The following is a 13,519-nucleotide window of genomic DNA, read 5'->3' as shown; positions in this document are numbered from 1 at the left end:
GAAGATAAATATCAATGGTGGCAGAGAGTACCAATGACAGCGCAGTCAAATTGCTACAAGGTAAAACAAGAAAACCCCTTCACGGGGTTTTCTTTGGTTTCACAACACATTACTTAGCTGGAGATTCATCAGGATCTTTAAGTTCTGGCTCAGCAGGTGCAGTCACACTGTCTTCAGCTTTCGCTGCTGGTTCACCATGACCATTGCCTTTATCGTTAGAACCACTGTCATCTACTTGCCAATCAGCAGGCTGACGCACTTCACGGCGTTTCATTAAATCGTCAATTTGAAGTGAATCAATGGTTTCATACTTCATTAAGGCTTCTTTCATTGAGTGCAGAATATCGAGGTTATCCGTCAATATCTGTCTCGCTCTCGCGTAGTTCTTATCGATAAAGACTTTCACTTCAGCGTCGATGATAGTTGCAGTTTCATCGGACATGGCTTTGGCTTTACCCATGCTGCGACCTAAGAATACTTCACCATCTTCTTCTGCATACAGCAATGGACCTAACTTGTCCGAGAAGCCCCACTGAGTCACCATGTTACGCGCAATAGATGTCGCGTATTTGATGTCCTGTGATGCGCCAGTCGACACTTTTTCAGTACCGTAAATAAGCTCTTCAGCTAAACGACCACCGTAAGCGACTGAAATTTGGCTTTCTAACTTACGACGGCTCTGGCTCACTGAGTCAGCTTCAGGTAAGAAGAAAGTCACACCTAAGGCACGGCCGCGAGGAATGATAGTCACCTTGTGCACAGGATCGTGCTCTGGTACTAAACAACCCACAATCGCATGGCCTGCTTCATGGTAAGCGGTCATTTCTTTTTCGGCTTCAGACATCACCATAGAACGGCGCTCAGCACCCATCATGATTTTATCTTTTGCACGCTCAAATTCTTCCATGCCTACAACTCGGCGATTTCCGCGAGCCGCAAACAGGGCAGCTTCGTTCACTAAGTTAGCTAAATCAGCACCCGAGAAACCTGGCGTACCACGGGCAATCACGCTTGCTTTCACATCTTCAGAAAGCGGCACTTTACGCATATGCACTTTCAAAATCTGCTCACGACCACGCACGTCTGGTAAACCAACGACCACTTGACGGTCAAAACGACCCGGACGTAATAACGCAGAATCGAGTACGTCTGGACGGTTAGTTGCAGCGATAACAATAACGCCTTCATTACCTTCGAAGCCATCCATCTCAACCAGCATTTGGTTCAGTGTTTGCTCACGTTCATCATGACCACCACCTAAACCCGCGCCGCGTTGACGACCGACCGCATCGATTTCATCGATGAAGATAATACAAGGTGCCGACTTTTTCGCTTGTTCAAACATGTCACGCACACGGGATGCACCGACACCAACAAACATTTCCACGAAATCAGAACCTGAAATAGTGAAGAAAGGGACTTTAGATTCACCCGCAATGGCTTTCGCCAGCAAGGTTTTACCTGTACCTGGAGGACCCACCATCAGTACGCCCGTTGGAATTCGGCCGCCCAATTTTTGGAATTTAGTTGGGTCACGCAGGTAATCAACCAGCTCTTTCACTTCTTCTTTTGCTTCGTCACAACCAGCAACATCGGCAAAAGTAGTTTTAATCTGATCTTCGCTCATCAGCTTGGCTTTGCTCTTACCAAAGGACATAGCGCCTTTGCCACCGCCGCCTTGCATCTGGCGCATGAAGAAAATCCATACCCCGATAAGCAATAACATCGGGAACCAAGAGATGAAGATTTGGGTAAGGAACCCTGACTCTTCGGCTTCTTGGCCCTTCATAGTGATGCCTTTACGATCAAGATCATTAATTAAATCTTGGTCATATAACGGCATGATAGTAGTGAATTTTTCACCAGTTCGTTTAGCACCTTCAATAGTACGTTGATCGCTCTTAACTTCAACAGTTGCGACCTGTCCATCACGGACATTATCTAAGAAGGTAGAATAATCCATCTTCTGCGATGACGAAGAAGAGGGGGAGTAACCCTGAAACACTGACATCAGCACAACGGCGATGACAACCCAGAGTATTAGATTTTTTGCCATGTCACTCAAATTACTAGACCTCATTAAGTCTTGCGATTATTAACGCTAGGTTACTACAACTTGTACCCAGTCGCCACAAGATAGACTTCGCGGGAACGAGCCCGTGAAGAGTCTGGTTTACGTGTTTTAACGACTTTAAACACTGCTTTTACCGCTTTCATGTATTCGTCAAAGCCCTCCCCCTGAAAGACTTTTACCGCAAAACAGCCATTAGGGGCCAATACTTGATGGCACATATCTAACGCCAATTCCACTAAATACATGGCACGGGGCTGATCAACACTATCTGAACCACTCATGTTGGGTGCCATATCAGACAACACAACGTCAACTTTAGCATCACCGACGCGAGTAAGTAATGCTTGAAGGACTTTATCTTCACGAAAATCCCCTTGCAAAAAATCGACGCCGACGATGGGATCCATAGGCAAAATGTCACAGGCGATGACTTTACCTCTATCTCCCGCTAATTTAACTGCCACTTGAGACCAACCTCCCGGAGCAGCACCGAGATCAACCACAGTCATGCCTGGGCGAATTAGTTGATCCTTTTGCTGGATCTCCTCAAGCTTAAACGCAGCGCGAGATCGCAAGCCCATTTTTTGGGCGAGTTTGACATAGTGATCATCAAAGTGTTCTAGCATCCAGCGATTAGAACTGGCCGTACGTTTTATACCTGACATTTAAAATCCGCAACAATTGAGAGTTACACAAAGGCTATATAAGGGTAGAATAGCCGTTTTTCAACAGTAACTCAGCAAAAGTTGGTAGAAATGAACTTAACAACCAAACAAAAACAGCATTTAAAAGGTCTAGCGCATCCGCTAAAGCCAGTGGTGCTGCTTGGTGCCAATGGATTGACTGAAGGTGTACTCGCTGAAATTGAAAGCGCACTCGCTTATCATGAACTGATTAAAGTGAAAGTAGCCTCTGCCGACAGAGAGCTAAAAAATGCCATCGTTGATGCCATAGTACGTGAAACTCAATCCGCAAAAGTGCAACTTATTGGTCATATTCTGGTGATTTATCGTCAATCACCAGAAATGAAAATTGCTTTGCCAAAGGCAAAGTAATTTTTCTTGATTTTATCGTGTTAACAAAAAGGCCATTCAATCGAGTGGCCTTTTTGTTTTCGCTGTTAATTTAAACGATTAGCATAGCCCTAAGGTGTTTCAGAAATCACTTGTTCCTTATAATGCTCAGGCGTTAAGCCTAATAACTCAGGCAATGAGGTACCAACTGAAATCGAAGAGAATGTGCCGGTTAATATACCGATAAACATTGCAATCGAAAATCCTTCCAGCGGCCCACCGCCCATGATCCACAGCGCACCGACCGTCATTAAGGTTGTCCCTGATGTCACCATAGTGCGAGAAAACGTCGCCACAATTGCTTGGTTGTTAATGTCTTGAATCGCAAGCTTTGGCTTAGCAATCAATAATTCACGAATACGGTCAGCGATAATGATCGAATCGTTTAAGGAATAACCTAAAATCGCCAGCACAGCCGCAAGTATCGTTAAATTAAACTCCATCTGAGTCAAGGCGAAAAATGCCAGCACGAACACTACGTCATGCACTAAAGCGAATAGGGCACCCGATGCGAGTCGCCATTCGAAGCGATAACTTAAATAACCTAATATCGCCAGCATAGCGACTAACAGCGCCAAACCGCCCTGCTCTGCCAATTCTTGACCAATCTGCGGCCCGACAACACTGCTGTTAAGCACTTGCACTTCAGAGTTAAGCGGCGCTAATACCTGCTGAATATCGATATTACCTTGCTCTGTATCGGCACTCTTTATATCGGAATAGCGCAACACCCAACGTCCCGGCTCACTGGCGGAGACTACACTCACCTCTTGCTGATAAGCGGCATTAAGTAAAGGTTGCAATTCACTGCTGGTAATTTTTCTATCGATCTGCACTTCGGTGACGACACCGCCAGTAAAATCTAAGCCCCAGTTAAAACCTTTCACGCCGATGATGGTTAATGACACTAGCATCAACAAAATTGAGATAGCACTCGAAACATAACGCCATTTAGTTAGATTAATATTTTTCATGATTATACCTTCACATGACGGCTAGCATCACGTCCATAAACTAAGTTGATCAAGGCCCTTGAAGCAAAGATACCGGTAAACATGCTGGTCAATAGACCTAGACCTAAGGTCAAGGCAAAACCTTGGATTGGACCATTACCTATGGAGTAAAGCACCACTGCAGTAATCATAGTGGTGAAGTTGGCGTCGAAAATGGTAGAAAACGCGCTATCAAACCCCGTATCAATTGCCAGCGCAAAACTGCGACCTTCCTTTAACTTATCTTTTATTCGTTCGAAAATCAGTACGTTGGTATCGACCGCCATACCGACGGTTAACACCAAACCCGCAATACCAGGTAAGGTCAACACAGCGCCAGGGATAAGCGCCAGTAAACCAAACAGGATCACCATATTGGAGATCAGCGCTATATTCGCCACCCAACCGAGACGGCGATACCAAAGCGCCATAAACAGCAAGGTGATCCCCATCCCTAAACCAAGGGCAGCAAAACCGTTTTCAATGTTTTCAGCACCCAGAGTCGGGCCAATAGTGCGCTCTTCAACAATAGTCACTGGCGCCGTCATAGAGCCCGCTCGCAGTAACAAAGCTAATTGTTGTGCTTCTTGATAGGAGCCTGCACCCGTAATGCGAAAACGATCTCCAAGTTGGGATTGAATCGTCGCAACACTGATAATCTCTTGTGTTTGCTTTGCCTTACCTTGCTCATCACGGCTGTATTCGCTGTAAGACGTCGCCATAGGTTTGCCGATATTGGTACGGGAAAACTCAGACATTTTCTGCCCGCCCACACGGTCAAGGTTAATGTTCACCTCCGCCATGCCCATCTCGCCTAAACTCGCCCTCGCATCGACAATATGATCGCCACCCAGTACTGGTGTGCGGCTCACATAAATAGGCTTACCAGACTTGTCATTGAGTACCATAGCATTAACGGAGCCAGACTCTTTAACCTCGAAAAAGGCCAAACTCGCCGTAGCACCGATAACATTCTTGGCAGCGGCAGGATCTTGTACTCCAGGCAATTCAATCCGAATTCGATGCTCCCCTTGACGCTGCACTAAAGCTTCAGTGATACCGAGTTCTTCAATACGGCTGCGCATCACTTGTAAGTTTTGCTGCACAGTCAAATTACGCAGTTTCGTTTGCTCTTCTTGACTCAACTTAATCAGTAAACCCGCGCCATCTGCATTGGATAGCTGCCAATTAGGATAGGACTCTTTCATCATTTGACGCACGGCAGCACGGGCATCATTATCGGGCAACGTCATGTTTAACTGATGACTTTGGTCCAAATGCACGCTAGCACCACGAATTTTCTGTTCACGGATGAATTGACGTAGCGAATCAACAAGCGTCTCGGCCTGAGTTTGATAAACAGGATCAATATCAACATCGAGTAAGAACTGTACGCCACCGCGCAAGTCGAGCCCGAGTTTAATCGGCTGAAAGCCTAAGTTTTGTAACCAACTTGGCGCCGCACTGGCAAGGGATAAAGTCAATTCTTTTGGCTCTGCAACCATAGAAGAGACTAAAGTTTTGACTAAGGTTTGTTGGTTATCCGCATCGAGGACAATTAAGGTTTCACCATTTTTTTGGTCGATACGTTTGACCGTCACGCCTTCAGCTTGCAGCTTATCTCGAAGGGCAATAGGTGTGAGCGTTAAACCCGCCTTCGCGCCCACCTGCACCGCCGCATCCTCACCGTAAAATGTCGGCAAGGCACTGAATAGCATCACGATAATAGTGACGATAAGCACTAAGTATTTCCAAGCTGAATAGTGATTTAGCAGCCGTTGATTGGGTTTTCTTTCCATGGGATTAACTCGCTATTTAACGCTCAGCATTTGAATCAAATCGCTAAGCGAACATATTGATATCAGTCCGAAACACATGATTGAGTACCAGCGGCTAAGCTCGTAAGGCTCAAATCATCACTGCTTACTTAAGCAGCTATAAAAAGTTTCGGTGAGTACAAAAAGGCAACAGCATGAAAAATCGATAAGAGTAGGCTCCTATCAACGTCATGCCTAAATAGGCGAGCTAAGCGGCTTGTTGGCTAAATCGATATTGAAGATTTGAGACTTTCCAACCCGAAATTCGGGCAGGGGAAGAAACAGCAGAAAGCGTCCAATCTGATGTGATATCAAGATCGGTGGGTTCAACGACATTGGATGTCGGTTCGGCAGTAAAGTCTACAACGAGTACATATACTGGCTTGACCTCACGCACATCGTGCTGGGCAAGACTGATAAATCGCGGCGAATTTATCGGGGCAAAATCTAAGTCATCAGAATGACTTACATAGTCAGAGCTCGGACAAGGTGCTGGCTGTGATTCTGAGTCTGCACTGACTAGATCGGTATCATGACTATTCGGTGAGCCGCAGCTTTCAACGGTTTGCGCATCAGACTGTGCATTAGATTGGGCGATAACATCGGCATCGGGCAAGCTTTGAGGCTCAGCGCTTAGTTTTGTATGGGGAGTCGAGCTATCAAGACTCACAGTATGCATCTGAGCCGTTTGTTTCAGAGCAGTGTGTTTCTGACCCATATGCATCTGAACATAATGGCGAGTTGCATCACTGCGCTGTACTGAGGGTTTTGGCGCATAGCTAGCCGAGTGCGCAATCAACATGATCGCCACGTAAACTAACATCAATCCTGTACGCCAATGTTTGACCAAAGCGTGCCCTCTTATAAAACGTTATCAAACTAAAGATGAACCTATTCACTGTTCGCTTTTGATGCTTAACTGTGGGTCCATAAAGTGAAACTCGCGCAAAAAAACAACATACACATTTCGCCAATGTTGATTTTGCTAGGATGGCAGCTTAGGTAAAAACCTACAAAGAGACAAATTAAACTTTGTCCATCTTACCCCGAATTAAACGCTGAAGCGCGATCGATATCCTTGGCTAAGGCCCTAAACTCAAGCCGTAAACAAACTTAATTCGCGGATAACAAAAAACCGCCCTAGGACGGTTTTAGCGATATCGCATGAGTCACGCTCACAACACTATAAGCAAAGTAATATAAGCAGATTATAAATACTGTACTGAGATGATTTCGTAATCTGTCATACCACCTGGCGTAGTAATAGACACTTCATCACCTTCATTTTTGCCGACTAAACCGCGGGCTATTGGTGAATTCACTGAAATCAGGTTTTCTTTAATATTCGCTTCGTCATCGCCGACTATGCGATAAGTCACTTCAACATCGGTATCGAGATTTAAAATAGTCACAGTGGCGCCAAAAATGATACGACCGTTATTCACCATCTTAGTGACGTCGATAATTTGCGCGTTAGATAACTTACCCTCAATATCACGGATACGTGCTTCACAAATACCTTGTTCCTCACGAGCCGCATGGTATTCCGCGTTTTCTTTCAAGTCGCCTAACTCTCTCGCTGAAGCAATTGCTTCAGTGATTTTAGGGCGACGGTCAAACTTGAGAATATCTAACTCTTTACGCAGCTGTTCTGCACCGACAACTGTCATAGGAACCTTAGTCATAACTTCTTTCGTCTCCTTTAAAACAAAAGCAACCCGTGCCAACGCTAAGGTCAACACAGTCAAATGAGGGTGGAATTGCGCTATTCTAATCGTTATGCGCTTTTGATGCACCAAGAACAATGCATTGACGCAGCTTACCCAACCTTAAGCAGAGTTACCAGTAATCAAATTCAAATCTGTATACCTAAGGAAATTTCGCACACGTTTTAGTACGAAATGAATACAAAAATGCCCACTCGCCATTTAGACCGTGGGCATTAGGACTCAAAGCAAAAACCTCAAATTAGAGGTTAACTCACTTATTCAAGCCCAGCCTCAAAGGTCAAAAAGATTTCGCTAACCGTTTTATCAGCAAGGAATTTATCTGAATTAGGGCGCTCAATTGCCGCATGTAAGAGATAACGTCCTGCTGAAGGTAAGATCATTGAAACTTTACCGTCTTTATCTGAGGTAAATTCGATTTCCTCTGGTTTGTTACGATATAAGCTACCGTCTTTCATAATGGCGACTTTAACGCCTTCAACGGGCTTACCATCGAAAACAAATTGCAGGGTAGCAGCTTCATTCTCAACAATATCTGCAGGATGAGTCACAGGCACTAGTTCTAAATATTCCCCCTTAGGCTTTAACACTTCCTCAGTTGGCTTATTACGTGTGACATAGGTTTCAACCCGCGACACATTTAAAGAACTTTCAAGTTCATAGGCTCCCTTTGGCATAGCAGCAGTTGTGGCTTTTTTATCCATACGGCTGCGTACAACCCCTTCTTTTCCTTTAACTTTATATTGAGAAAAATAACGAGGTGAAACTTCTTTTTCAAACTTATAAGTGCCATCTTGCATCAGTTGTACATCAAACACCGACTTACGTCCGCCCGTATAACTTGAGCTTGGAGACGTTGGTTTTCCATTTGGCTGTAATACACGCACATCACTGGCACTAAAAGGTTTATCCATCATAAACACTTGATTGCTGGCAGACACATCTGAGGTAATCCACACAATTTCTTCACTTTCAGCCGAAACGTTGAAGTGGCTAGGTAAAATCCATCTGTCGTGGCTACTTGCCAATGGGCTAATGCAAAGTGTGCCAAGTAATGCAATAAGACGTAATTTCATACCTTTTCCTTAAGTTTAACAATTAATATACGGGCTAAATATTTAATGGATTGACTCAACGAGCCATGCCGCTTAAGCGTAAGTCGATAACGCCAGTTTCTGTCGTGGCGGGCAACTGCACAGAGAAATCTCCCGCAGCTAAATCGATATTTTGTCGTACAAGATCGCGACCACCGTGTTCACGCACCACTTCAATAAATACAGTGTAAGTGGCAGGTTCAAGCACTTTTCCCGCCTCATCTTTTAAATCCCAATCGATTTTGTAATGACCCGCGGGACGTGTCGCAGATGCAATACCGTCAACAAAGCTCATATCTTCGCGTCCGGCTTTACGCCACCAACGACGGATATCTTTCAGCCATTTATGGCCTTCATCCCATACCCAAAGGCTTAAGGTTTTAACCGTTTGCCCCTTGGCATCCTCAACCCATACGGCCACATAAGGTCTGTGATATTGCCCTTCGGTAATTTCAGGCAAGGTTAAATCGACTGTCATTTTAGGCGTTGCAAACGCCACAGAACTGACAAACAAAGCACTCACCGCAATGGTGCGAATAAGATGACGCATACTCGGCCTACACTCCTTATGGAACAAAATAAACATACACAAGCCCGCAACTACTGCTGACGAGTACCATGTATAACAATGACTTTTTGAGGCGCTTGGTTTGAGGCAGCAACAAATAAGCCCCAGTGAGCGAAAATAAAATGATAAGCACAGCGCTGAGATCGAGTATCCAAGCCCAAGCTGTGCCTGTGTTACGGCCCTTATGCAAATCATTCACTACGGCAATGACACCGTAATCTAAGGTTTCGACATAGGCTTGCCCGTCGAGTAAGTCCAATGTCAGACTCCGATAAGTACCAGGTCCTTTGCTGACTAAACTAATTTCATCTTCATCGATATCGGCACTCGCCATATCCATAGCCCATTCACTTTTCAACCAATGACCCGCAGCTAGACGCCATTGTGAGTCTTGGGCATTAACGGGTAACAAATAGGCAGGGATTGGCACTTGTTCCCGCTTAGGTTCCTGATCAGCTTGAGAAAACCAATTAGGATGATTTAACGTTATACCTGTCACCGCAAAAAACAGCATCAGCAACAATAAAGCCATAGACACATAAACATGAATAATGCGGGCAAAGGACAAAGACGACTTACTGACTCTTAATTTCAATGATGCACTCTCAAAAACAAACCGAAGAGAAATACCTCCAGAGTCTGCTTTCCCTATGCAGCTAAAGAGAGAAATAAGCTGCATTAAACTAATTTAATGCGCCGAGATTAAATGAGATCGATTATCAAACAGAACAAAGTTTACAAACTTTACATATTCAATACTGAAAAAGAAGTTAAAAAGTAAGAAGAAAAATAAGTGCTAAAAATAAATCACTTAGGGGTAAATCTGTTTTTAGCACTCAAAAACCATTACCTTCGATTAAATTAGCAGCAAATAATCTATTGTATCACCTGTAAACACCTATAAAATTCATAAGGATAAAATTCAACATTTGGGCTAACTTTTTTCCTTAAAATTTACTTTGTCACCCTCTCGTTTACCTTATGCCAATCAGCTACAATCCGCCGCCGGCGACTTGCTGGTACTTCCAAGGAAATATCATCTTGAGTACATCTCTGCTCAAAAAAATGCGCTGCCTGCATATTGTGTGGCTCGCATTAATGCTCAACGCCTGCGTTGCACCACTATTATTAATGTCACCTCAAGGCCAGCTCATGTGGGCCCTGCTTAAACCCCTTGTCGGTTTAGATCCGAACGATGTCGGATTATTCGAACAACCGCTCATCAAAAACCGTATGCAGGAATTGCTGGGTAAAAATTACGATACCACCCTATCCCTGCTCAAAACGGCCGACAAGATCCAACAGGAAGGTCCACTCATCTACTTAGTGTCAACTTACACCCCGGTCCCCGAAATGGCCGAAAAAGCGGGTCTTGTTTGGAACTCAGACACCAACCAAATGGCAGTCATGCTGATGAAAGGCGGTGCACCCTTAGTGATTTCTGAACAATTCAGTAATCAGGCAGAAAAACGGGTCCCAAGTTGGCCGAAGGAATTAGCCGACTATACCGATCCACAGAAGTTACAACAAAAAGCCTTAGAAGCGGGCGCAAATCAAGTACAGCAACAATTAGCAATACCTGATGCTGTCAAAGCCGTTGCAACAGGTGATGTTAAAGCGGCCCAAGGTGCCGTTATTGATAGTGCGGTCACAGAGAATGCCGTCATTAAGAATGCTGCAATGCCAATCAATATCACTGAAGCGGCTGCAAAAGTCGCCGTTCCAGCGGCTCCAGCAGAAATAAAATCGCCACCTGTTACTCCTGAAGTCAAAAAGCAATAAAACGGATCACCACAGTGCCAGCTCAAATGGCACTGTGGATTAACTTTGAAAATAGCTGAATTGCCACAACCAACGGGAATTATAGAGACAAGGGAAAGGCTGGAAGGGCTAATATTGAAGGGAAACTGAAAGCAAAATAACGCTAAGCTGAAAATAGTTAAAAGTTAAAAAGCAAAAAGCCTGTCCGAAGACAGGCTTTTTAACTTTTTGGCTGGGGTACAAGGATTCGAACCTTGGGATGCCGAGATCAAAACCCGGTGCCTTACCACTTGGCGATACCCCAATAAACTGTGTTTAATCTTCTATCGAAGATTGCATTTTGATGGTACGGGAAGAGAGACTTGAACTCTCACACCTCGCGGCACCAGAACCTAAATCTGGCGTGTCTACCAATTTCACCATTCCCGCATCAAAATGTACCAAAATTGTCTATTCAACAGTTTTGGATTTTTCTCTGAAAAATCACTTTAACAGAGTTAAATATGGTAGCAATGGCGGGACTTGAACCTGCGACCCCAGCATTATGAGTGCTGTGCTCTAACCAGCTGAGCTACATTGCCAATGGCTGGGGTACAAGGATTCGAACCTTGGAATGCCGAGATCAAAACCCGGTGCCTTACCACTTGGCGATACCCCAATCAACTTGGAAACTGAGAAAAATGGCTGGGGTACAAGGATTCGAACCTTGGAATGCCGAGATCAAAACCCGGTGCCTTACCACTTGGCGATACCCCAACTAACTCTGTTTCAAACATCCGCTATCGCCGATGTTTCTAAATTCATATATCTAAAAAATGGTACGGGAAGAGAGACTTGAACTCTCACACCTTGCGGCACCAGAACCTAAATCTGGCGTGTCTACCAATTTCACCATTCCCGCACAGTTTCATGTTTACATCGTGAAGAGATGCTAGCAATCAATGCTAGAGTAAAATCGTGATTCATTTTATATAAGAAATTTATCTTAAATAAAATGGTAGCAATGGCGGGACTTGAACCTGCGACCCCAGCATTATGAGTGCTGTGCTCTAACCAGCTGAGCTACATTGCCACATCGATATTACGCGCCCCTCTCAGCGAGGAACGGGGCGTATTATGCTTATTCGAGGTATCTAGGTCAACAGCTTTTTTTCGCTATTTCCCTTAGGTTAAGCTGTTCGGCTATTACTTCACCAAACTGAGCAACAGATGTGCTAAATAACACCTTGTTGCTCATACTTAGCTTAATTTATCGAGACTTACAGCGTAAATAAGCTTTGTTATACGTTAAACAGGAAATGCATCACATCGCCATCTTTAACAATATAGGTTTTACCTTCCACGCGTAACTTACCGGCTTCTTTCGCGCCAGCTTCACCTTTGTGGGCAATAAAGTCATCAAATGCCATCACTTGGGCACGGATAAAACCACGTTCAAAATCGGTATGGATAACACCCGCCGCTTGCGGAGCACTCGCACCCACTGGCACAGTCCAAGCACGCACTTCTTTCACGCCTGCGGTGAAATAGGTTTGCAGATTCAGTAATTCATAACCTGCGCGGATCACACGATCTAAACCTGGTTCTTCGATACCCAGATCCGCCATAAACTCATCGCGCTCCTCGATTTCCATCTCGGCCAGTTCAGATTCAATCGCCGCACATACGGCAACAACGATAGCGTTTTCAGTCGCAGCAATGGCGCGAACGGCATCTAAGTGCGGGTTATTTTCAAAACCATCTTCCGCAACGTTAGCAATATACATGGTCGGTTTTAAGGTTAAGAAGTTCAGGTAAGCCACCGCTTCCAGCTCTTCTTTCGATAAATCCATTGAACGCAACATTTTCGCTTCGTCTAAAATGGGGCGCATTTTTTCTAATACTTCCACTTCAAACTTAGCGTCTTTATCGCCACCTTTAGCACGTTTCTGCTGACGCTGAACCGCACGCTCTAAACTATCTAAGTCAGCTAACGCTAATTCAGTGTTGATGACTTCGATATCGCCAGCTGGGTCAACCTTGTTAGCAACATGAACAATGTTGTCATCATCAAAACAACGTACTACATGACCAATAGCATCGGTTTCACGGATGTTAGCGAGGAACTTGTTACCTAAGCCCTCGCCTTTAGATGCGCCAGCCACAAGACCCGCAATATCCACGAATTCCATGGTGGTCGGTAACACACGTTGTGGATTCACAATCGCAGCTAACGCATCCAGACGTGGATCCGGAACAGGTACAACACCAGTGTTAGGTTCAATGGTACAAAACGGGAAGTTAGCCGCTTCGATGCCAGCCTTAGTTAACGCATTAAAAAGCGTTGATTTACCTACGTTAGGAAGACCAACAATGCCGCATTTAAAACCCATATGCTTACCTTTCTCTCGATTATTGGCTGACAAGTCACACT

General features: G+C 44.7%; 12 protein-coding genes and 7 tRNA genes. 2 read left to right on the top strand and 17 right to left on the bottom strand.

Annotated features, from left to right (window positions below; genetic code table 11):
* Positions 1-109 precede the first annotated feature (109 nt).
* Entirely contained in the window at positions 110-2,080 is a 1,971-nt protein-coding gene (ftsH, locus tag L5L77_RS00575) for an ATP-dependent zinc metalloprotease FtsH (RefSeq protein WP_173913187.1), read from the bottom strand.
* Between the two features lie 29 nt (positions 2,081-2,109).
* A complete protein-coding gene (gene rlmE, locus L5L77_RS00570) occupies positions 2,110-2,739 on the bottom strand; it encodes a 23S rRNA (uridine(2552)-2'-O)-methyltransferase RlmE (protein ID WP_006082724.1) in 630 nt (209 codons plus the stop codon).
* Positions 2,740-2,829: 90 nt separating this feature from the next.
* Between rlmE and yhbY the strand changes: the two genes are divergently transcribed.
* Positions 2,830-3,129: a ribosome assembly RNA-binding protein YhbY gene (yhbY, locus tag L5L77_RS00565; RefSeq protein WP_006082725.1), complete on the top strand. Its 300-nt coding sequence runs from the start codon at positions 2,830-2,832 to the stop codon at positions 3,127-3,129.
* Positions 3,130-3,218: 89 nt separating this feature from the next.
* Here yhbY and secF read toward each other — a convergent pair whose 3' ends face one another.
* The 7 genes from secF to L5L77_RS00530 form a co-directional block, all read right to left on the bottom strand.
* A complete protein-coding gene (gene secF / locus L5L77_RS00560; protein ID WP_028761458.1) occupies positions 3,219-4,121 on the bottom strand; it encodes a protein translocase subunit SecF in 903 nt (300 codons plus the stop codon).
* A 2-nt stretch (positions 4,122-4,123) separates the two neighbouring features.
* Positions 4,124-5,938, bottom strand: a complete 1,815-nt coding sequence (gene secD / locus L5L77_RS00555) for a protein translocase subunit SecD (RefSeq protein ID WP_105251696.1) — start codon at positions 5,936-5,938, stop codon at positions 4,124-4,126.
* Between the two features lie 226 nt (positions 5,939-6,164).
* A complete protein-coding gene (locus tag L5L77_RS00550; protein ID WP_263221867.1) occupies positions 6,165-6,779 on the bottom strand; it encodes a hypothetical protein in 615 nt (204 codons plus the stop codon).
* 385 nt (positions 6,780-7,164) lie between these two features.
* Positions 7,165-7,641, bottom strand: a complete 477-nt coding sequence (greA, locus tag L5L77_RS00545; RefSeq protein WP_028761461.1) for a transcription elongation factor GreA — start codon at positions 7,639-7,641, stop codon at positions 7,165-7,167.
* Positions 7,642-7,940: 299 nt separating this feature from the next.
* Positions 7,941-8,759, bottom strand: a complete 819-nt coding sequence (locus tag L5L77_RS00540; protein WP_263221788.1) for a DUF4198 domain-containing protein — start codon at positions 8,757-8,759, stop codon at positions 7,941-7,943.
* A 55-nt stretch (positions 8,760-8,814) separates the two neighbouring features.
* Positions 8,815-9,327: a DUF2271 domain-containing protein gene (locus L5L77_RS00535; RefSeq protein ID WP_263185633.1), complete on the bottom strand. Its 513-nt coding sequence runs from the start codon at positions 9,325-9,327 to the stop codon at positions 8,815-8,817.
* 16 nt (positions 9,328-9,343) lie between these two features.
* Entirely contained in the window at positions 9,344-9,940 is a 597-nt protein-coding gene (locus L5L77_RS00530) for a PepSY-associated TM helix domain-containing protein (protein ID WP_263221787.1), read from the bottom strand.
* 470 nt (positions 9,941-10,410) lie between these two features.
* On the opposite strand from L5L77_RS00530, the gene L5L77_RS00525 reads away from it, so the two are divergent.
* The gene (locus tag L5L77_RS00525) at positions 10,411-11,127 is read left to right on the top strand and encodes a hypothetical protein (RefSeq protein ID WP_263221866.1); all 717 of its coding nucleotides are present in this window, start codon (positions 10,411-10,413) and stop codon (positions 11,125-11,127) included.
* A 208-nt stretch (positions 11,128-11,335) separates the two neighbouring features.
* On the opposite strand, the gene L5L77_RS00520 is transcribed toward L5L77_RS00525, so the two are convergent.
* From L5L77_RS00520 to ychF, 8 genes are all read right to left on the bottom strand, one after another.
* Positions 11,336-11,410 (bottom strand) — tRNA-Gln (locus L5L77_RS00520).
* 40 nt (positions 11,411-11,450) lie between these two features.
* Positions 11,451-11,535, bottom strand: a tRNA-Leu gene (locus L5L77_RS00515).
* Positions 11,536-11,610: 75 nt separating this feature from the next.
* Positions 11,611-11,687: transfer RNA gene (locus L5L77_RS00510), tRNA-Met, on the bottom strand.
* Positions 11,688-11,689: 2 nt separating this feature from the next.
* Positions 11,690-11,764, bottom strand: a tRNA-Gln gene (locus tag L5L77_RS00505).
* Positions 11,765-11,787: 23 nt separating this feature from the next.
* Positions 11,788-11,862 (bottom strand) — tRNA-Gln (locus L5L77_RS00500).
* A gap of 60 nt (positions 11,863-11,922) precedes the next feature.
* Positions 11,923-12,007, bottom strand: a tRNA-Leu gene (locus L5L77_RS00495).
* 94 nt (positions 12,008-12,101) lie between these two features.
* A tRNA-Met gene (locus tag L5L77_RS00490) sits at positions 12,102-12,178 on the bottom strand.
* Positions 12,179-12,386: 208 nt separating this feature from the next.
* Complete coding sequence (ychF, locus tag L5L77_RS00485; protein WP_028761466.1) at positions 12,387-13,478, bottom strand: redox-regulated ATPase YchF; 1,092 nt, start codon at positions 13,476-13,478, stop codon at positions 12,387-12,389.
* Between the last annotated feature and the right edge of the window lie 41 nt (positions 13,479-13,519).

Source organism: Shewanella sp. SM29, from assembly GCF_025654245.1.
GTDB lineage: Bacteria > Pseudomonadota > Gammaproteobacteria > Enterobacterales > Shewanellaceae > Shewanella > Shewanella oncorhynchi.
The sequence above is the reverse complement of the archived record's forward strand: the minus strand, read 5'-3'. Positions and strand labels throughout refer to the sequence as shown.